The organism is Bradyrhizobium sp. Ash2021 (genome assembly GCF_031202265.1).
In the GTDB taxonomy this organism is placed as follows: Bacteria; Pseudomonadota; Alphaproteobacteria; order Rhizobiales; family Xanthobacteraceae; genus Bradyrhizobium.
On record NZ_CP100604.1, the window covers coordinates 8,442,713 to 8,462,489 of the forward strand.

20 protein-coding genes are annotated in these 19,777 nt (G+C 63.4%); 8 read left to right on the plus strand and 12 right to left on the minus strand.

Annotated elements, in window-relative coordinates:
• Positions 1–82: 82 nt before the first annotated feature.
• Positions 83–340 carry a hypothetical protein gene (locus NL528_RS40660; RefSeq protein WP_309179941.1) on the minus strand — a complete coding sequence of 86 codons (258 nt, stop codon included), beginning with the start codon at positions 338–340 and terminating at the stop codon, positions 83–85.
• Positions 341–498: 158 nt separating this feature from the next.
• Here NL528_RS40660 and NL528_RS40665 point away from each other — a divergent pair, with 158 nt between their 5' ends.
• Positions 499–2,001 carry a diguanylate cyclase gene (locus tag NL528_RS40665; protein WP_309179942.1) on the plus strand — a complete coding sequence of 501 codons (1,503 nt, stop codon included), beginning with the start codon at positions 499–501 and terminating at the stop codon, positions 1,999–2,001.
• Between the two features lie 160 nt (positions 2,002–2,161).
• Here NL528_RS40665 and NL528_RS40670 read toward each other — a convergent pair whose 3' ends face one another.
• Positions 2,162–3,046, minus strand: a complete 885-nt coding sequence (locus NL528_RS40670) for a UTP--glucose-1-phosphate uridylyltransferase (protein ID WP_309179944.1) — start codon at positions 3,044–3,046, stop codon at positions 2,162–2,164.
• Between the two features lie 215 nt (positions 3,047–3,261).
• Here NL528_RS40670 and NL528_RS40675 point away from each other — a divergent pair, with 215 nt between their 5' ends.
• Together NL528_RS40675 and NL528_RS40680 are read left to right on the plus strand one after the other, a co-directional pair.
• Positions 3,262–4,680 (plus strand): lytic murein transglycosylase, encoded by a 1,419-nt coding sequence (locus tag NL528_RS40675; protein WP_309179945.1) that lies wholly within the window; start codon positions 3,262–3,264, stop codon positions 4,678–4,680.
• A gap of 219 nt (positions 4,681–4,899) precedes the next feature.
• The gene (locus NL528_RS40680) at positions 4,900–6,624 is read left to right on the plus strand and encodes a DUF459 domain-containing protein (RefSeq protein WP_309179946.1); all 1,725 of its coding nucleotides are present in this window, start codon (positions 4,900–4,902) and stop codon (positions 6,622–6,624) included.
• Between the two features lie 129 nt (positions 6,625–6,753).
• On the opposite strand, the gene NL528_RS40685 is transcribed toward NL528_RS40680, so the two are convergent.
• From NL528_RS40685 to NL528_RS40695, 3 genes are all read right to left on the minus strand, one after another.
• A complete protein-coding gene (locus NL528_RS40685; RefSeq protein ID WP_309179947.1) occupies positions 6,754–7,128 on the minus strand; it encodes a CsbD family protein in 375 nt (124 codons plus the stop codon).
• Between the two features lie 145 nt (positions 7,129–7,273).
• Positions 7,274–8,008 (minus strand): SDR family oxidoreductase, encoded by a 735-nt coding sequence (locus NL528_RS40690; protein WP_309179948.1) that lies wholly within the window; start codon positions 8,006–8,008, stop codon positions 7,274–7,276.
• 28 nt (positions 8,009–8,036) lie between these two features.
• On the minus strand, positions 8,037–8,642 hold the full coding sequence (locus NL528_RS40695; protein ID WP_309179949.1) for a GNAT family N-acetyltransferase: 606 nt from the start codon (positions 8,640–8,642) through the stop codon (positions 8,037–8,039).
• 9 nt (positions 8,643–8,651) lie between these two features.
• Here NL528_RS40695 and NL528_RS40700 point away from each other — a divergent pair, with 9 nt between their 5' ends.
• Both NL528_RS40700 and NL528_RS40705 read left to right on the plus strand, forming a co-directional pair.
• Positions 8,652–9,431, plus strand: a complete 780-nt coding sequence (locus tag NL528_RS40700; RefSeq protein WP_309179950.1) for an SDR family NAD(P)-dependent oxidoreductase — start codon at positions 8,652–8,654, stop codon at positions 9,429–9,431.
• A gap of 219 nt (positions 9,432–9,650) precedes the next feature.
• On the plus strand, positions 9,651–10,541 hold the full coding sequence (locus tag NL528_RS40705; RefSeq protein WP_309179951.1) for a TauD/TfdA family dioxygenase: 891 nt from the start codon (positions 9,651–9,653) through the stop codon (positions 10,539–10,541).
• Between the two features lie 187 nt (positions 10,542–10,728).
• Here the strand turns inward: NL528_RS40705 and NL528_RS40710 are convergent, their stop codons facing one another.
• Complete coding sequence (locus tag NL528_RS40710; RefSeq protein ID WP_309179952.1) at positions 10,729–11,394, minus strand: YqgE/AlgH family protein; 666 nt, start codon at positions 11,392–11,394, stop codon at positions 10,729–10,731.
• 134 nt (positions 11,395–11,528) lie between these two features.
• On the opposite strand from NL528_RS40710, the gene NL528_RS40715 reads away from it, so the two are divergent.
• Together NL528_RS40715 and NL528_RS40720 are read left to right on the plus strand one after the other, a co-directional pair.
• Complete coding sequence (locus NL528_RS40715; protein ID WP_309179953.1) at positions 11,529–12,368, plus strand: protein-disulfide reductase DsbD domain-containing protein; 840 nt, start codon at positions 11,529–11,531, stop codon at positions 12,366–12,368.
• Between the two features lie 165 nt (positions 12,369–12,533).
• Positions 12,534–13,910 (plus strand): flippase, encoded by a 1,377-nt coding sequence (locus NL528_RS40720; protein ID WP_309179954.1) that lies wholly within the window; start codon positions 12,534–12,536, stop codon positions 13,908–13,910.
• A 158-nt stretch (positions 13,911–14,068) separates the two neighbouring features.
• Here the strand turns inward: NL528_RS40720 and NL528_RS40725 are convergent, their stop codons facing one another.
• Together NL528_RS40725 and NL528_RS40730 are read right to left on the minus strand one after the other, a co-directional pair.
• Positions 14,069–14,857 (minus strand): 3-hydroxybutyrate dehydrogenase, encoded by a 789-nt coding sequence (locus tag NL528_RS40725; RefSeq protein WP_309179955.1) that lies wholly within the window; start codon positions 14,855–14,857, stop codon positions 14,069–14,071.
• Positions 14,858–14,864: 7 nt separating this feature from the next.
• The gene (locus tag NL528_RS40730) at positions 14,865–16,040 is read right to left on the minus strand and encodes a patatin-like phospholipase family protein (protein WP_309179956.1); all 1,176 of its coding nucleotides are present in this window, start codon (positions 16,038–16,040) and stop codon (positions 14,865–14,867) included.
• Position 16,041: 1 nt separating this feature from the next.
• On the opposite strand from NL528_RS40730, the gene NL528_RS40735 reads away from it, so the two are divergent.
• Positions 16,042–16,239: a hypothetical protein gene (locus NL528_RS40735; RefSeq protein WP_309179957.1), complete on the plus strand. Its 198-nt coding sequence runs from the start codon at positions 16,042–16,044 to the stop codon at positions 16,237–16,239.
• A gap of 23 nt (positions 16,240–16,262) precedes the next feature.
• Here NL528_RS40735 and NL528_RS40740 read toward each other — a convergent pair whose 3' ends face one another.
• From NL528_RS40740 to cysT, 4 genes are all read right to left on the minus strand, one after another.
• Positions 16,263–16,757 carry a CAP domain-containing protein gene (locus NL528_RS40740; protein ID WP_309179958.1) on the minus strand — a complete coding sequence of 165 codons (495 nt, stop codon included), beginning with the start codon at positions 16,755–16,757 and terminating at the stop codon, positions 16,263–16,265.
• A 183-nt stretch (positions 16,758–16,940) separates the two neighbouring features.
• On the minus strand, positions 16,941–17,990 hold the full coding sequence (locus tag NL528_RS40745) for a sulfate ABC transporter ATP-binding protein (RefSeq protein WP_309179959.1): 1,050 nt from the start codon (positions 17,988–17,990) through the stop codon (positions 16,941–16,943).
• Complete coding sequence (gene cysW, locus NL528_RS40750) at positions 17,980–18,939, minus strand: sulfate ABC transporter permease subunit CysW (RefSeq protein WP_083641091.1); 960 nt, start codon at positions 18,937–18,939, stop codon at positions 17,980–17,982. The genes NL528_RS40745 and cysW overlap by 11 nt, the downstream gene beginning before the upstream one ends.
• Before the next feature lie 10 nt (positions 18,940–18,949).
• Complete coding sequence (cysT, locus tag NL528_RS40755) at positions 18,950–19,735, minus strand: sulfate ABC transporter permease subunit CysT (RefSeq protein WP_309185211.1); 786 nt, start codon at positions 19,733–19,735, stop codon at positions 18,950–18,952.
• Between the last annotated feature and the right edge of the window lie 42 nt (positions 19,736–19,777).

Below are 19,777 nucleotides of genomic sequence, written 5' to 3' on the forward strand. Positions count from 1 at the left end.
AGGTTCGGAGGATCTGAATACAACCGTCGTACCGGCCAAGTGCGCAATTGCGCACGGGGGGCCGGGACGACGGATAGCGCAATTATTTCCCCGCCTTGATCCGCTTGAACCGCACGCTCTTGCCGTCGGCCAGCCGGGTCGCGATGTAGCCGCCGTCGAGGCAGGCTTCGCGCTGCGGCATCTTCTCCTGCGGGCTGCGCTCGGTCTCCCACCATGAGGCGCGATGCGCCGCGCGCGGCAGGGCGGCGTCGATGATCTCCTCGATCTGCTCGAAGCTCAGCACGAATTCGGGAAGCTTTTGCTTCTTCAGGTAGTCCCGCAGCAGGTCGTAGTCGTTCACGGGGGGCTCTCGGGGCAGGTAGGTCTGGGGCAGTTGTCGCGTGGCACGGTCGCGTTGACACGAATCCGGCAACCAATCGTTAACTCATTACCGCGTCGCTGTCGCGATTTAAGGCAGCGACAAGGTTTCCGGTGCATCCAAGGAGGTTGGAGCGGACGATGCCATTCGGACGGCGAAAAGACGCGGCTGGAACCAGCAGGCGCTGGCGGCTATCGGCAAAGCTGCTGATCGCCTCGTCGGTTGCGACCGTGATCGGCTTTTCCGCGATTTGCGCCTGCGTCATGCTCGACATGCGCCGCGGCGAGGAAGAGCTGGCGCGGCAGACGCTCGAGAATCTGGCCTCCGGCATCGACACCGATATCAGCCGCAATATCGAATTGTACGACCTGTCGCTGCGCGCGGTCGCCAGCAATCTGGCGATGCCGGAGATCAAGGACGTCAGCAAGGAGCTGCGGCACCTGATCCTGTTTGATCATGCCGCGACCGCCAAGCATTTCGGCGCGATCCAGGTGTTCGACGCGAAGGGCAAGCTGACCATCGACGCTTCGAGCCTCGACCCGGTGCCGGAAGATCGCAGCGACGAAGAGTATTTTCGGGTTCATCGCGAGGATCCCGACATCGGCCTGTTCATCAGCAAGCCGATGCTGCACCGGAGCGCCTATGCGATCGTGCTGAGCCGGCGCATCACCGGCCCCGACGGCAGTTTTCTTGGCGTGGTCGCCGGCTCGATCCGGTTTTCCTATTTCCATGACCTGTTCGGGCGGCTGAGCCTCAATCCCGGCGACATCATCACCGTGCTGCGTCGCGATCGAACGATCATCATGCGGACACCGTTCGACCTCGACGTCATCGGCAAGAACCTGGCGGAGCGGTCAAACTGGAATCCGGCGAACCTGCAGAGCAACGGGTCCTATTCCGGCGTCGGCCCGGTAGACGGGATTGCCCGGCTATACGTGCGGCGCAGCGGCACCAGTCCGCTCTACACCGTGGTCGGCAAGCCATTGGACAGCATCTTCAGCCTCTGGCGCACCGAGGCGATCCGGATCGGCGCGATCATGACGGCGCTGATCCTGTTCGTGCTCGGCACCGCGCTGTTCCTGGCGCGCGAGATCGGCCGCCGCGCCAAGGCCGAGGACAAGCTCGAGGAGCTCGCCACCACCGACGCGCTGACCGGGCTGAAGAACCGGCGCAAGTTCGACAGCGAGGTCGATGCCGAGTGGCGGCGCGCCGCACGCCACAACATGCCGGTCGCGCTATTGATGATCGATGCCGACCATTTCAAGTCCTACAACGACACCTATGGCCACCAGGCCGGCGACCAGGTGCTGGTCGGCATTGCGATCTGCATTTCGGACTCGGTGCGCCGGGCCGGCGATTGTCCGGCGCGTTTCGGCGGCGAGGAATTCGCGGTGCTGTTGCCGGGGCTCTCGGCGATCGAAGCGGTCGGGGTCGCCGAAACCATCCGGCTGAAAGTCGAGTGTTGGTCCGAAGACCCGACGGCCACTACCGTCAGTATCGGAGCCGCGAGCATGACGCCCGCTGCGGGGATGCATTGGTCCGATCTCATCGAAGCCGCCGACAAGGCGCTCTATGCGGCCAAGGCCAACGGCCGCAACCAGACGGTGCTGGCGAGTGTGCCGAAGCTGTCGCTGGTGGCTTAGGAGCCTGCACCAACCGCGTCATTGCGAGCCACCGGGTCGCGCGAATGCGCGCCCGATGACAGGCTCCGCGAAGCAATCCATCGCGCCGCGACAAGAAAGAATGGATTGCTTCGTCGCTGCGCTCCTCGCAATGACGGCAAAAGGCGCCAGCGCATCGCCTCTATTTCTCCAGATACTTCTTCATCTCCGCGCGCAGGCCGTCGCGCAGGTCGGGGCGGGCCATGCCGAAGGCGATGTTGGCGCGCAGGAAGCCCGGCTTCGAGCCGCAATCGTGGCGCTCGCCTGCGAACTCGACGCCGTAGAAGCTCTGCGATTTGGCAAGCCCGATCATCGCATCGGTGAGCTGGATTTCGCCGCCGGCGCCACGTTCCTGGGTCTCGAGGATCTTGAAGATCTCGGGCTGCAGGATGTAGCGCCCGGTGATCGACAGATTGGACGGCGCCGTTCCCTTCGGCGGCTTCTCCACCATGCCGTCGACCTCGAACATATTGCCATGGGCGTGGCGCTTGCCGACGCCGCAGATGCCGTATTGGTGGGTGAGATGGTCGGGCACCGCTTCGACCGCGATCAGGTTGGATTTTTCGCCGAGCTTGCTGGCGGCCTCGATCATCTGCGCAAGGCAGCCCGGCGTGTTCAGCACCAGTTCGTCCGGCAGCACCACCGCGAACGGCTCGTCGCCGACGATATCGCGCGCGCACCACACCGCATGGCCGAGGCCGAGTGGCGCCTGCTGCCGGGTAAAGCTGGTGGCGCCGGCGGGCGGCTGGTCGCGCGCCAGGATGTCCTGCTCGGCCTTCTTGTTACCGCGCGCGGCGAGCGTGGTGTCGAGTTCGAACATCCGGTCGAAATGATCCTCGATCACGCCCTTGTTGCGCCCGGTGACGAAGATGAAATGCTCGATGCCGGCCTCCTTGGCCTCGTCGACCACGTACTGGATCAACGGCTTGTCGACGATGGTCAGCATTTCCTTCGGCATCGCCTTGGTGGCGGGCAGGACGCGGGTGCCGAGGCCGGCGACCGGGAAGACGGCTTTGCGGATTTTCATGGGGGATGTCGGGGGCCTTGCGAGGGAGGGAGCGCGCGATTGTTCGCACGTTGGTAGCCACTTTGCACCCGCTAACAAAGGCGGATGTGTGATGCCGATTGTTTCATCCCCCCTTGCGGCAGAAGGGGGCAGCAACAAAATCTCGCCTTTGTTAAGCTATTGGAAACCGCGACAAGGCCTTCTGAAACGGGATTTCCAGCGCGGACGGGCACGACATGCGTTTGACGGGACCATCGATCAGCAAGCGGGCCGGCGCGATCATCGTGACGGCGCTGCTGTTTTCCGGCCAGGCCTTGTTTTTCAGCGAAGGCTTGTTTTCCAGCGAAGCCTTGGCGCAATCGCAGGGCGGCAACGGCGTCTCGGACTTTTTCGGCAATATCTTCTCAGGCCCTAAATCCGCCACGCCGCCGCAAGCGGCGCCCGGCCCCGATGGCGCGCCGCCGCCCTGGAGCGGCGAGGACGGCGCCTCCGGCCATCCCCTGATGACCGCGAGCGCGATCCGTCAGGCGGCGGCGAATTTTCCGAACTGCGTCGCTTCGATGTGGCCCGATGCCGCACGCCGCAACATCACCCAGCAAAATTTCGAGCGCTTCACCACAGGGCTGGAGCCAGACCTGCGCATCATGGACCTGATGGATTCGCAGCCCGAATTCACCAAGGCGATCTGGGACTATCTCGACATTCTCGTGAACGACAACCGCCTCGCCAAGGGCCGCGAGATCCTCGCCAAGTACAAGCCGCAATTCGAGGCTGCGGAAAAGACCTACGGCGTCGACCGCTATGCGGTCGCGGCGATCTGGGGCATCGAGTCGAACTACTCGACCCAGATGGGCGATCGCAGCGTGCTCAATTCCACCGCGACGCTGGCCTGCATCGGCCGCCGCCAGGCCTATTTCAAGGACGAGTTCCTCTCGGCGCTGGAAATCCTCAACCGCGGCGATCTCAAGCCCGAACAGATGCGCGGCTCGTGGGCCGGCGCGTTCGGGCCGACCCAGTTCATGCCGACCGCGTTCAAGCGCTACGCGGTCGACGGCGATGGCGACGGCCGCCGCGACGTCGTCGACGATCCGGCCGACCTGATCGCCTCGACCGCCAACAACCTCAGGAAGGACGGCTGGCAGACCGGTCAGACCTGGGGCTATGAGGTCGTGCTGCCGCAAAACTTCAATTTCATGCTGGCCGATCGCGCCAAGGCGGTGTCGATCGCCAAATGGCAGCAGCAGGGGCTGAAGCGCGCCGACGGCAAGCCGTTCCTGAACGCCGCCGAGACCGCCTATCTGCTGGCGCCCGCCGGCGCCGAGGGCCCCGGTTTCCTGATGCTGCAGAATTTCCGGGTGATCATGAAATACAACCCGGCGGAGGCCTATGCGCTCGCGATCGGACACTTCGCCGACCGCCTGCGCGGCGGCCCGCCGTTTGTGCAGCCCTGGCCGCGGCAGGAACGGGTGCTGTCGCGGGCGGAGCGGCTGGAACTGCAGCAATTGCTGGCCCAGCGCGGCTTCTATCGCGGCACGCCGGACGGCCAGTTTGGCGGGCAGACCCGGGAGGCGCTGCGCAGCTTCCAGGCCTCGATCGGGGCGCCGGCGGACGGATTTGCCTCCGCCGACGTGCTGGAGCGCCTGAGGGGGCGGTAGGCTTTTGTTTTGACGCGTTTTCTTGACGCGAACCGGCTGCCACTTCGCATGAAAACGCTATGAACCTCTTCCGGCCCCAAAAGTAACCGTGAAAACCAGTATTTTGGGGATGCCTTGACGGCGGCGGCCGATGCCCGGTTTATGGTGGAAAATCTGCCCGCTTGCGGCCTGATTCCGCTATTATAGCCGATACCTTCACGATCCATTGCGACGAGCCGGATGCCGAAGCCCAAATCGTTCTTGCGCGTGTTCACTGACACCGGGCCCTTGGTCGCGCTGGCGGTTGCGATCGCGTTGTTGATCGGCATCGCCGGCCCCGCTTCGGCGCAGTTCTTCAATTTCAATTTCGGCGGGCCGGCGCGGCCGGCACCGCAGCCACGCAGCGGCGGTGGTGGCTGGTTCGGCGGCGACTTCTTTGCCCCCTCTCAGCAGCAGGCCCCGCAACGTCCCCGCGAGGATTTTTCCAGGGCGCCGGCGCCTGCCAAGCGCGAAACCGTACCGGAGCGCAACGTGCTGGTGCTTGGCGACGGCATGGCGGACTGGCTCGCCTACGGTCTGGAGGAGGCCTACGCCGAACAGCCCGAAATGGGCGTGATCCGCAAGCACAAGACCGTATCCGGCCTGATCAAGTATCAGCCCAAGGGCGATCCGGCCGATTGGGCCGCCGCTGCCCGGGGCATCCTCGCCACCGAAAAGCCTGATGCCATCGTGGTCATGCTCGGCCTCAACGACCGCGTCGCCTTGCGCGAGCCGGCGGCGGACAAGTCGGCCGATAAAAAGGGCGACAAGAAAGACGATAAAAAGGACGCCCGCGCCAAGCCGGATGCCAAGCCCGGCGATGCGAAACCCGGCACCAAGCCGGACGGCTCGCCCGATGCGGCCGCAAAACCCGACGACAAGCTGGTCGATACCGAATTGTCGCCGGACGATGCCACCGACAATGCCGATGCGCCGCCGGTCATCGCGCCGGAAAAGAGCGCGCGCTCGCCGAACGGCATTTATGAATTCCGCGAGGAACGCTGGGTCGAGCTCTACACCAAGAAGATCGAGGAGATGATCGGCGTCTTGAAATCCAAGGGCGTGCCGGTGCTGTGGGTCGGCCTGCCCGCGATCTTTGGGCAGAGGGGAACGGCGGACATGCTGTTCCTGGATGCGCTGTATCGCGACGCCGCCCGCAAGGCCGGCATCACCTATGTTGACGTCTGGGACGGCTTTGTCGACGAAGCCGGCCGCTTCGTGCTCAAGGGCCCGGACTTCGAAGGTCAGCCCCGCTTGCTGCGGTCGAAAGACGGAGTCTACTTCAACAAGTATGGCGCGCTCAAACTCGCGCATTATGTCGAGCGCGAGGTGACGCGCCTGTTGGCCGCGCGTTCCGGGCCGATCGCGCTTCCGACCGAACCTGCAACCCCCGATGCCAATGCGGTACCCGGCCAGCCGGCGCCGCGTCCGCTGGCCGGTCCGATCCTGCCGCTGGTGGCATCCTCCGTCGGCACCGATCAATTGCTCGGCGGACCCGGCTCACGCCCAGCCGCGGTCGACGCGCTGGCCGCACGGACGCTGGTGAAGGGCGAGCCGTTGGCGCCGCCCGCCGGCCGCGCCGATGATTTCGCCTGGCCGCGCCGTGAGATCGGCCGCGAGCAGGCCAAGGGCGATACGCCGGTCGCCGCCACCGCGCCGGATGGAACGGTGTCCGCTACAGCGCCCGCCGCGCCGCCGAAGCCGGCGCAGAAAAGGGTTTTCCGGCCGGCTCAGAACAGTTCGCCCTCGCAGCGGGATTTCTTCGGCGGCTTCGGCGGCTTCGGCGGCTTTGGCGGCTTTGGCGGCTTTGGCGGGCCCCCGCGACAGATAGCACCACAGCCGCCACGTGCGCCCGGCGTGCCGCGTCCGCCCGGCAATGTCGGACGGTCGGCAGAAGTCCCGCCGGGCAATTTCACGAGATGGTGACCGTCGTCATTCCCCGATGTGCGATTGCACATCGTGGGCGATGCGAAGCATCGAACCCGGAATCTCGCGCCCAATCACTTCTGGATTCCGGGTTCGCGCTTTCAGCGTGCCCCGGAATGACGGGTTAGTCTAACCGTAATAGCGCCAGCGCGGCGGCGGGCGGCGCGGCGGTCGCGTCATCAACAGCGCCAGCGCAAATCCAATTCCGCCCGCGACCAGCAACGCGCCAAGCGGATTCTCCTGCACGGTCCTGGCGATCGCCTGCTGGCCGCCACGAAGCGTGTCGCCGCGGTTGTCGTAGGCGTCCTTGGCATAATTCACGGCGGCATCGGTGGCATCGCGCGCGACGTCCTTGGCCTGACCGTACAAATTCTGCACCGTGCCCGCCGCTTCGCGCGCGCGGCCCGTGGCCTGCGTGCTGGCATCGCCCGTGACATCGCCGACGGCGCCTTCGACCTTACCGGCGAAATCCTTTGCCGACCCGGCAATTCGATCCTTGTCCATCGCGTCTACTCCCTGATTGTTCAGAGAGGTAACCGGCGAGACCCGCTCCAGTTCCTGGACTTTAGGTTTGACGCGTTTTCTTCACGCGAACCGGTCCCCACCCCGCATCAAGTGCGGGGCAGGCTTCGCTCGAAAACGCTATGCGTCAAAGAATCAGTCCGCCATCGACCACCAGCGTCTGGCCGATGATGTAGGACGACAGCGGCGATGCCAGGAACAATGCGGCGCCGGTCATGTCGGCGGGCGTGCCCAGCCGCTTCAACGGGATCCGCTCCAGCGCGCCTTCGAGCCGCTTCGGATTGGCCGTCGTCGCCTTGGTCATCTTGGTGTCGACCAGGCCGGGCGCGATGCCGTTTACGCGGATGCCGTTCCCGGCCCACGCCTCGCCGAGCGTTCGCGTCAGCCCGACCGCGCCGGTCTTCGAGGCGTTGTAGGCGGGATTGCCTTTTGTCGAATGATAGGCTGCGGTCGAACTGACGATGATGAGCGAGCCTTGGCTGGCTGCCAGCATCGCGTGAAATTTCGTCGCACACGCCATCAGGCTCATCAGGTTGACTTCCAGCACCTTGCGAAAGCCGTCCATCTCGAATTCCCCGCGGCGGTAGATCACCGCGCCCTGCGCCAGCACCAGCACGTCGAGTTTTGCAAACGACGGAGCGAATTTCTCGATCGCCTGCGGATTGCTGACGTCGACCTGCGCATATTCCAGGCCTTCGAGATGCGATCCTTCTTCGGCTGAATAATCGCCGGCGTTCGCGCGGGTGCCGCAAACATGCACGTGCGCACCCTTGGCGCGGAACGCCTGCGCGATGCCGTTGCCGATGCCGCTGGAGCCGCCGACAACGAGCGCCTGCTTGCCGCTGAAATCGAGTTCGTTCATCGCTTCCGTTCCCTTTTTTTGTTGTGTTCTAACTCAGGCCTTCGTCGAGAAATTTGACCATGAGAACCTCATCGTAATATCGCCCATCCTGCTTGAGGGATCTCTTTTCAAAGCCGTACTCGACAAAGCCCATGGCGTCATAAAGCCGGCGCGCACCTTCGTTCTCGCTCACCACGTTGAGTTGGACCATCTCCACGCGCCCACGTGCGTGGCTTAGAATGGCCGCAACAAGCCCTTTTCCAACCCCCGCGTTTCGCGCAGCGGAACGAACATACATGCCCCAAAGCAGCGCTTTATGTGCTTGCTTCGTACTTTCCTGCGCGAGATATCCCGCTATTCCGGCGAGCGTCCCGTCAAGGAAGGCGCCAAAAATATCCGAGCGGCCCACGGCAGCTTCGAACCACGATAGCGGCTGCGCGTTTTCTCGCTCGAACGTGCTGCCGAAAGCTGCGGGATTTTGCTTGAGAGCTTCCAGCCGGATGTCCCGATAGAGGGCGGCGTCCGAAGTTTCCAGGCGACGAATCTGCAGACCGGAAATATTGGCCACCATTGCATCCTGTTCTTGCCTGGTTTGACCTGTCTGCGGATCGGTGCCAGCCTTGTCAATCCTGCAACGCAACGCATCATTTTCCATGAGCATTCCATGTCTGATTTCAAAGAGCTCAGCCGCTCGGTTACGGGCCTGACCGTTCTCGTCACCGGCGCCGCCAGCGGCATGGGCCGCGCCACCGCGCTGGTGTTCGCGGCCGAAGGCGCCAAAGTCGCCGTCACCGACATCAACGCCGACGCCACGCAGGCGGTGGCCGGCGAGATCAACGCAAAGGGCGGCGCGGCAAAAGCCTGGATGCTCGATGTCGCCAACCGCGATAACATCACCGCCGTCGTCAACGAGGCGGCCGCGTATTTCGGCGGGCTCGACATCGTCATCAACAATGCCGGCATCTCCGTGCGCGTCGCGATCGATGATGATGGCTATGACGAAGCATGGGCCAAAGGGCTGGCGGTGATGCTAACCGCGCATCAACGCATCATCCGCGCCGCGTTGCCCTATTTGAGAAAGTCGAAATCGCCGCGGATCGTCAATATCGCTTCCACCGAAGCGCTCGGCGCTACCGCCTTGCACAGTCCCTACTCCGCCGCCAAAGCCGGCGTCGTCGGACTGACGCGCTCGCTCGCCGTGGAACTCGGCCGCGAAGGCATCACGGTGAACTGCATCTGCCCGGGGCCGATCAGGACGGCGATCACGGAGCGGATTTCGGAGGAGCACAAGACGATCTATGCCAAACGCCGCACCGCACTCGGCCGCTACGGCGACCCCGAGGAAGTGGCACACATGACGCTGAGCCTGTGCCTGCCGGCGGCCTCGTTCCTGACCGGCGCGGTTATCCCGGTGGACGGCGGGCTGATGGCGCGGAATGCGTGAGGCGTTCCCCGGAAATGTTGCGCTGCTGATCCGGGGTCCATACTCGCTGCTTTGGTCCCGGCTCAGCGGTGCACCGTCAAGAGACGCTGCACCGCGTCCGAGACACGGAATTAGCGCAATGCCGCATGCCCTGCGCGGCGTTGACATCACAATGCGCGGGAGTAGTTTTTCAGCCAAACCAAGCGGGACAACCGCCCGCCGCATCCTGGAGAAAACGCCATGACGGTCACGATCCGGCAGCTGGGCAAGCATTTTTTCGGCGAGGTTTCCGGCGTCGATCTGCGCCAGCCGCTGACGCCGCAGGAGGCCAGGGATATCGAAGCCGGCATGGACAAATATGCCGTGCTGCTGTTTCGCGGGCAGGACATTACCGATGCGCAGCAAATGGCCTTCGCGCTGAATTTCGGCGAGCGCGAGAATCCGCGCGGCGGCAATGTCGTCAAGCCGCATGAGTCGCGGCTGGCCTCGACCGGACTCAACGACGTTTCCAATCTCGACAAGGACGGCAAACCGCTGCCACGTGACAGCCGTGCCCATCTGTTCAATCTCGGCAATTGCCTCTGGCATTCCGACAGTTCGTTCCGCCCGATCCCGGCAAAATTTTCGCTGCTGTCGGCGCGGGTGGTGAACCCGAAGGGCGGCAACACCGAATTCGCCGACATGCGCGCGGCCTATGATGCGCTCGACGACGAGACCAAGGCCGAAATCGAGGACATGATCTGCGAACACTCTCTGATGTATTCGCGCGGATCGCTCGGCTTCCTCGACTACACCGATGAAGAGAAGGAAATGTTCAAGCCGGTGCGGCAGCGGCTGGTGCGCACGCATCCGGTGCATGGCCGCAAGTCGCTGTACCTGTCGTCGCATGCCGGTGCGATCCTCGGCATGAGCGTGCCCGAAGCCCGGCTGTTGCTGCGCGATCTCACCGAGCACGCCACGCAACCGGAATTCGTCCATGTCCATAAATGGACGGTGCATGACCTCATCATGTGGGACAACCGCCAGACCATGCACCGCGTCCGCCGCTACGACCAGTCGCAGCCCCGCGACATGCGCCGCGCCACGGTGGCGGGCACGCAGCCGACGGTGGCGCAGCAGGCGGCGGAGTAGAGGCTAAAATCCATCGTCGTCCCTGCGAAAGCAGGGACCCATACGCCGTGCCCTCTCATACTGGATGAAATGGTCGACAAGGCGATGTGGCGGCGGCCGCACGCAACACAATAGGCTTCTGCGGCTATGGGTCCCTGCTTTCGCAGGGACGACGCCGTGGGTGTGCTGGAGGCCGGCGCGAAATCTACTACGCGTGCCCGGCTTCGTTCGACAGCATGCCGAGATCGATCCCGATCTTGCGCAGCGCGCGCTGGTATTTCTCCTCGACATCGTCGCCGAAGATCAGATCCGGATCGGCGTCGCAATGCAGCCAGCCATTGTGCTGGATTTCGTTTTCCAGTTGCCCCGGCGCCCAGCCGGCATAACCCAGCGCCAGGATCGCATGCTTGGGTCCCGCACCCTTCGCGATCGCCTTGAGGATGTCGACGGTTGCGGTCAGACAGATGCCCTCGTCGATGTTGAGGGTGGCGTCCTTGATATGGAAATCGCTGGAATGCAGCACGAAGCCGCGGCCGGTGTCGACCGGGCCGCCCTTCAGCACCTTCATGGTCTCGGCGTTTTCCGGCAGCGTGATCTGGTCGGCGGTCTTGATGATGTCGAGCTGTACCAGCAATCCCGGGAAATCGATGCTGCCCGCCGGGCGATTGACGATGATGCCCATGGCGCCTTCGGAGGAATGCGCGCACATGTAGATGACCGAGCGCTCGAAACGCGGATCGCCCATGACCGGCATGGCGATCAGCAACTGGCCGTCGAGATAACCGTCATCGGACGAGTTATGGCCAACGCCGGCCGCCTTGACCCCAGCAGCCTCGCCGCCAACGGGCTTCGGTATCTTGCCTACAGGGCTCATCCGCAAACCCCTCTCATGCCGATTCACATCCTGATATTGGACGGCGGTTCTGTCAAATAAACTTCGTGCCGCAAAGGCGGCGCATCACAAGCAATTCAATGGTTTGCGGCGAAACTTGGCTGTAAAGACCTGTCATGACCGTCATAGTTCCCATCCGCGCCGCGCTCGGCTTTGCCGCCACATTGTCCGTCGCATGTGCCGCAATCGAGGTTCGTGCCGAGGATGCCTCGCCGTGGCAACAGGACACCCATTCCGCCATCCGGTTGCTGGCGGGATCGCGCAGCGGCGCGGTATTGCTCGGCGGTATCGCGGTCAAGCTGCAGCCGGGATGGCACACTTATTGGCGGACGCCCGGCGATTCCGGGGTTCCGCCGCGGTTCGATTTCTCCAAATCGGAAAATGTCGAAGCCGTGACGGTGCTGTGGCCGGCGCCGACCAAGTTCGACGACGGCGCGGGCGGCACGTCGCTGGGCTACACGCATCAGATCGTGCTGCCGTTGCGGATCGTCGCCAAGAATGCCGACAAGCCGGTGACGCTGCGCGCCGACATCAATTACGCGGTCTGCGAAAAGCTCTGCATTCCCGTCGAGGCCAGCGCCGAACTTGCTTTCGCCAGCGTCGCAAGCACCTCGGACGCCGAACTGTCCGCCGCGCTGGACACCGTCCCCAAGCCCGCCAATATCGGCGATCCCAATCCGCTCACCATCCGTGACGTCAAGCGCGACGGCAAGGCGAACGTGCTGGTCGACGTCACCGCGCCCGAAGCCAAGGAAGTCAGCCTGTTCGTCGAGGGGCCGACACCGGACTGGGCGTTGCCGGTTCCAAAGCTGGTCGAGGACAGCCCGCCCGGAGTGAAGCGTTTTGTCTTCGAACTCGACGGTCTGCCGCCGGGTGCAACCGCGGAAGGCGCCGCGCTCAAACTGACGCTGATCGGCGGCGCCAAGGCGTATGAATTCAATATCAATCTGAACTGACCCGAAGGGTCATTCCGGGGCGCGCGTTAGCGCGAACCCGGAATCTCGAGGTTCCGGGTTCATGCTTCGCATGCCCCGGAACGACAAGCACCCAACCTAATCTTAACGAATCGTTGATAGATCGGACCATCGCCGCTCTCTCGCCGCGCTCCGGGAATTTCCGCCTTGGCCGTGATGGACACACAATCCACAACCGTTTGGTCTGCCGGCGTGATCGCTCGCCTGCGATTGATGGCGGGCCGTTTTCTTGGCGGCTCGAGCGAAGCATCCGTGACCAAGCGGTTGGCCGGCACGATCTTCATCATCCGCGTCTTCAGCGCGGCGCTGGCCTATCTGTCGCAGATCCTGCTGGCGCGCTGGATGGGCGGCTCGGATTACGGCGTCTATGTCTATGTCTGGACCTGGGTGCTGCTGCTCGGCAGCATGATGGATTTCGGCATCTCGGCGTCCGCGCAAAAGCTCATTCCGGAATACCGCGCCCGCGGCGAACACGCGCTGCTGCGCGGCTTCCTGTCCGGCAGCCGCTGGTTGACCTTTGCGGTATCCTCCATCGTCTCGCTGCTGCTGGCGGGCCTCGTCAAAACGCTGTCGCCCTGGATCGACGCCAACGCCGTTTTGCCGCTCTATATCGGCTGCCTGACGCTGCCGGCCTTCGTGGTCGCTAACACCCAGGACGGCATTGCGCGGTCGCATGACTGGATGCGGCTCGGATTGATGCCGCAATTCATCGTCCGCCAGTCGCTGATCATCGGCCTCACCGCAGGCGCCTTTGCGCTCGGCTTCCACCTCGGCGCAACCGTCGCGATGCTGGCCAGCGCCGGCGCGGTCTGGATCGCCATGCTCGGGCAGATGGTGGTGCTGAACCGCAAGCTCGGCGGCCATATCGAGCCGGGCGCCAAGGCCTATGATTTCCGCGGCTGGCTCGCGGTTTCGCTGCCGATCCTGCTGGTGGAAAGCTTCTATCTATTGTTGTCCTACACCGACGTGCTGGTGCTGCAGCAGTTCCGCTCGTCGGAAGAGGTCGGCGTCTATTTCGCTGTCGTCAAGACGCTGGCGCTGGTGTCCTTCATTCACTACGCGATGGCGGCAACGACCGCGCACCGTTTTGCCGAATATCACGCGCTCGGCGACAAGCCGCGGCTCGAAGCCTATGTGGCCCATGCGATCAACTGGACTTTTTGGCCCTCGCTCGCCGCAACCGTCGCGCTGCTGGCGCTGGGCAAGCCGTTGTTGTGGCTGTTCGGCCCGCAATTCGTCGGCGGCTACGACATCATGTTCATCGCCGCGATCGGCCTTGTGGTGCGCTCGGCGATCGGGCCGGTGGAGCGGCTCCTCAACATGCTCGGCCATCAGCACATCTGCGCGCTGGCCTATGCGCTCTCCTTTGTCATGAACCTGGTGCTGTGCGTCGTGCTGGTGCCGCGTTTCGGCGGCCATGGCGCCGCAGCCGCGACCTCGATCTCGCTCGTGTTCGAGACCGTGCTCTTGTTCTGGATCGTCCGGCAGCGCCTTAGGCTGCACGTGTTGGCGTTCGGGAAATAGCCAAGCATCCGAACTGTCATTACCCGCCACCGGGTCTCGCCTTCGGCGAGCCCGATGACAGGCTCCAGCGGGTGATCCAGTAATCGCAATCGTCAAAAGTTTAACGGAGAACTCCCGGCGTACTGGATGCCCCGCTTTCGCGGGGCATACGAGTGCCCCTACTCCGCGGTCCAGCCGCCGTCGATCGAGAGGTTGGCGCCGGTGATCTGGGCGGCATCGTCGCCGCACAGGAACAGCGCCAGGGCTGCGACCTGCTCGGAGGTCACGAACTCCTTGGTGGGCTGCGCCTCCAGCAGCACGTCATGGATGACCTGCTCCTTGGTCAGATTGCGCGCCTTCATGGTCTCGGGAATCTGATGTTCGACCAGCGGCGTCCAGACATAGCCGGGGCTGATGCAGTTGCAGGTGATCTTGAAGGTCGCAAGCTCCAGCGCCGCCGTCTTGGTCAGGCCGGCGATGCCGTGCTTGGCCGACACATAGGCCGACTTGAACGGCGAAGCCACCAGCGAATGGGCGGAGGCGGTATTGATGATGCGGCCCCAGCCGCGCTTCTTCATGCCCGGCACGGCGGCACGGATGCCGTAAAACGCCGACGACAGATTGATCGCGATGATCATTTCCCATTTTTCGGGCGGAAACTCCTCGATCGGGGAGACGAACTGGATGCCGGCATTGTTGACGAGGATATCGACCGAGCCGAAGGTCTTTTCGCCGAGCGCGACCATTTCGGCGATCTCGGCGGGCTTGGTCATGTCAGCGGGCGAGTGCACCGCCTTGACCTTGAAATCGGTCTCGATGCCGGAGCGTTCCTTCTCGATATCGGCGGGGACGCCCATGCCGTTGAGAACGATGTTGGCGCCGGCGCCGGCGAAGGCGCGCGCGTAAGCCAATCCGATGCCGCTGGTCGATCCGGTCACTACGGCGGTCTTGCCTGTCAACGTACCCATATCTGCTTCACTCCTTTTTGGCTTCGGGGGTCTCGGTACCGTCCCCCGTGAGATCGTAAGTCACCATGGTTTCGCCGGACTGCGGCCGTTCCAGCCATTCCTTGTGACGCATCGACAGATGAACGTCGCGGACGCCCGCTCCCCAATGTTCGACCATGGCGACATGGGAGAAGTCGTAGTCCTTGGAATTGGTCTCGTAGTTCTTGCTCTTGTAGATCAGGTGCACCACCGTAACGGTGTTTTCCTCGGCGGCCTGGCATAGAATTTTGACCGAAGGATCGTTCCTGAGATCATCCGGCAACTTTCCAAGCAACTCGCGCAGCGCCATGCGGGCGTTGTGAATCTGCTTGTTCTTGTCGGTGTTCATGCGGGTACGGCTGGAAAAGCGAATGTCCTTTTCGCGCTCCGCAGCCTCGAGCAGCGATACCGGCAGCTGTCCGCGGGCCGAGAACAGGTCGACCTGGAAGATCAACAGGTCGCGCTTGACTTCCTCATCGAGCACGAAGTCCAGCGGCGTGTTGGAGGCGATGCCGCCATCCCAGTAATGTTCGCCCTCGATCTCGACGGACGGAAAGCCCGGCGGCAGCGCGCCGGACGCCATGATGTGCTCGGGGCCGATCTTCTTGCCGAGCTTCTTGAACTCGTAATTGTCGAAATACCTGAAATTGCCCGAGGCCACGCCGACCGCGCCGACGCTGAGCCGCATCTTCAAATCGTTGATGCGGTCGAAATCGACCAGCCGCTCCAGCGTCTTCTTCAGCGGCGAGGTGTCGTAGTAGCTCTGCGATTGCGGGCTGCCCGGCGGCCACAGCGGCGCGGGCGGCAAACGCGGCGTGAAAAAGCCGGGCACACCGAAGGTGGCGATCAGGGCGGCGCTGGTCTCGTTGAACAGCGAGCGCGCGCGGTCGCCTGACGTGACGGGATTCCAGGGCACCGGGGATGACACCATCTCCCAGAATTCCTTCAGCCGGTCGATGCGCTTTTCCGGCGAGTTACCGGCAATGATCGCAGAGTTGATGGCGCCGATCGAAATGCCGGCAATCCATTCCGGTTCGAACCCCTGACGGCACAGCGCCTGAAAGGCGCCGGCCTGATAGGAACCGAGCGCACCACCGCCCTGCAGGACCAGCACCCGTTGCGCTTTCGCAGGCGTCGTTGCTGGCGCGGAATCGGAACTATCCATTGTGACCGTCAAATTAGAGGACAATAGCCACCGCACCGTGGCGGCAGTTCGCGACGGCGTCAATCCGCGAGATGGAACGGAAGATCACGCGGAGTTTATCACGATAGCGTGGGATGATTTTTCTTCGAAACGTCATCCCGCTCTATCATTTTGTTTGAGCATGATCTTTTCGCAAAAACCGGTGCCTGCTTTGCGCTAAGGCCTGCGGGTCCGGATCACGCCTCAAGTTGATGCAAGAATGAGGGTCCAGAACACCTTGTACTTGGTGTTTGGAGCATAACTCGCCGCAATGCCCAATTTTGTGACACCATTTTTGAGCATATTGGCCTTGTGCGGCGGTGAATCGCGCCAGCCGGAAAACGCCTCCGCCAGGGTGTGATATCCGGCGGACACATTTTCGACCGCCAGCGTCGCGGGGTAGCCGGAGGCCGCCAGCCGCTTGTCCAGCGGGGCCTTCACGTCATGATCCATCTTGTTGCGGCTCGCCATCGCCTGGGACTGCTGTTCGGCGAGCTTCATCAGATCCAGGTCGACCGCCACGGTGCCAAGGCCGTTGTTCTGGCGGTATTGAGAGATCATGATGGCCGCCGCCTGCGGATCGAGCACCGCGCCGGCCTGGGCCAGGTCGAGATACATGGCGGGCTGGTCCGGAATCTTGGTGTCTGCCGCGCACCCACCCAGCAACAAAAGTCCTAAAATCGCGGCCCCGGCGCGCATGATTCGAAATTTCCCCAAAATTGAGGGGCAGTTGTTGCATACCAACCGTGGCTGAATGGTGAAGATAGCCGCTTTTGACGTCATTCCGGGGCGCGAAGCGAACCCGGAATCTCGAGATTCCCCGGTGCGCAATTGCGCACCTGAGGTCTGGTGCTAACGCACCATCCCGGAATGACAGGTGGGTCAGCCCTGCGCCGCAAAAATCCGGTAGCGCCGGGGCTGCAGGCCGACGATTTCCCCGGCCTGCAGTTCCCGGTCCCGGGGGGCGTCGATCTCGATCACGGTTTTGCCTTCGCCGCCCGAGAGCGCGACTTCCGCCCGCTGGATCGGGCCGAACGAGCGGACATGGCGCACGGCCCCCTCCAGCGCACCGGATCCGGCCGGGCCGATCTGCATGTCATGGCGGCGGACGAAGAGGTTCGAGGCGCCGGATGCCGCCCCATTGGCGGCGATGTTCAAGGGCCTGCCGCCGAGCCGCACTGAACCGCCGCTGACATCGACCGGCAGCACGATGGACTCGCCGATGAAGCCGTGCACGAAGGCGGTGGCCGGATTGTCGTAGACGTCGCCGGGCGTGCCGATCTGCTCAATACGACCCTTGTCCATGACCACGACACGGTTGGCGACCTCGAGCGCCTCTTCCTGGTCATGGGTGACGAAAATCGAGGTCACGTGGATTTCGGAATGCAGCGAGCGCAGCCATTGCCGCAGCTCTTTACGCACCTTGGCATCGAGCGCACCGAACGGCTCGTCGAGCAGAAGGATGCGTGGCTCGATCGCGAGCGCGCGGGCCAGCGCGATGCGCTGGCGCTGGCCGCCGGACAATTGGCTGGGATAGCGATTGGCCAGCCAGTCGAGTTGCACGAGATCGAGCAGCTCCTTGACGCGGGCGCGGATCGTGGCTTCGTCCTTGCGGTTGGCGCGCGGCTGGACCCGCAAGCCAAAGGCGACGTTCTCGAACACCGTCATGTGGCGGAACAGCGCGTAATGCTGGAACACGAATCCGACCTGACGCTCGCTCGCGCCACGCGCCAGCGCGTCTTCACCGCCGATCGACACTTCGCCGGCATCAGGCCAGTCCAGCCCGGCGATGATCCGCAGCAGCGTGGTCTTGCCCGAGCCGGAGGGACCGAGCAGCGCCAGCAATTCGCCGTCGCCGACTTTCAGGTCGACATTGTCGAGGGCGGCGAAAGCGCCAAATTTCTTTACGATGTTTTTGACTTCAATCGTCACTTGGTATTTGCCCTTCGTCCAGACGCCGCTCGAGAACGGTTTTCACCACCAGCGTGATCAACGCCAGCATCGCCAGCAATGATGCGATCGCGAACGACGCCACGAATTGATATTCATTGTAGAGAATCTCGACCAATAGCGGCATGGTGTTGGTCTCGCCGCGGATATGGCCGGATACCACCGACACCGCGCCGAACTCGCCCATCGCGCGCGCGTTGCACAGCAAGACGCCATACAGCAGACCCCATTTGATATTGGGCAGCGTGACGCGGAAAAAGGTCTGCAGGCCCGACGCGCCGAGCGAAATCGCCGCTTCCTCCTCCTGCGTGCCCTGCTCCTGCATCAAGGGGATCAGCGCGCGGGCGACGAACGGGAACGTCACGAAGACGGTCGCCAGCGCAATGCCGGGCACCGCGAACAGCACGTGGATATTGTGCGCCTGTAGCCAAGGGCCGAAATAGCCCTGCGCGCCGAACAGCAGCACGAACACGAGACCCGATATGACCGGACTGACCGAGAACGGCAGGTCGATCAGCGTGATCAGAAAGGTCTTGCCGCGAAAGTCGAATTTGGCGATCGCCCATGCCGCGATCACGCCGAACACCAGATTGAGGCCGACCGAAATCGCCGCCACCAGCAGCGTCAGCCTGATCGCCGAGAGCGCTTCCGGTTCCGTCAACGCCGCGACATACGAAGAGATACCTTTGGAGAAGGCCTGCGCGAACACGACCACCAGCGGCAGCACGACGAACACGGTCAGGAAAGTCAGCGCGAGCGCAATGATGACGAAGCGGACCGGACCCGGCTCAGTCCGCGAGTCGCGCGGTGAGACGATCGCGCGCGCGCGCTCCTGCTCGCGCGAGGGCGGCGAAGCGACATCAAGGTCGGCTGTCGGAGCGTAGACCCGCAACTGCGTGGGTGAGGTCGCCAGGCCGGATTGCATCGTCATCGATCGGCCCTCAATGCGCGGGGATTCGGGTTTGCGCCCAGCGCTGCAGGCGATTGACTGCGAAGATGATCAGGAACGACGCGACCAGCATGACGACGGCGATCGAGGTGGCGTCGGCATAGCGGAATTCGGACAGCCGGATCACGATCAGCAGCGGCGCGATTTCCGAGACGTTCGGCAGATTGCCGGCGATGAAGATGACGGAGCCGTATTCGCCGACGGCGCGCGCGAACGCCAGCGCAAATCCGGTCAAGAGCGCCGGGATCAGGCTCGGCAGGATCACCCGGAACACGGTGTGCCAGCGATTGGCCCCAAGGCTTGCGGCGGCTTCCTCTATTTCAACGTCGAGATCGAGCAGCACCGGCTGGACCGTCCGCACCACGAAGGGGATGCCGATGAAGATCATCGCGATGAAAATCCCGATCGGCGTGAACGCGACCTTGATGCCGAGTTCGGCCAGCGGCGCGCCCAACCAGCCCTTTTGCGCGAACAATGAGGTCAGCGCGACACCGGCCACCGCGGTCGGCAGTGCAAAGGGAATATCGACGATGGCGTCGAACAGCCGCCGGCCGGGAAACCGATAGCGTACCAGCGCCCAGACGATGACCGTGCCCATCACCAGGTTGACCAGCGCCGCGGCAAAGGAGAGGCCGAACGAAATCTTCAGCGCATTGAGCGTGCGGCGGCTGGTGACGATGCCCCAGAACTGGTCAAAGCTGAGCTCGAACGTCTTGAGGAACAGACCGGCCAGCGGAATCAAGATGATGATGGAGAGCCATGTCAGGGTCAGCCCCATGGTGAGACCGAACCCAGGCAGAGTGCTGCGCCGTGCAACCGC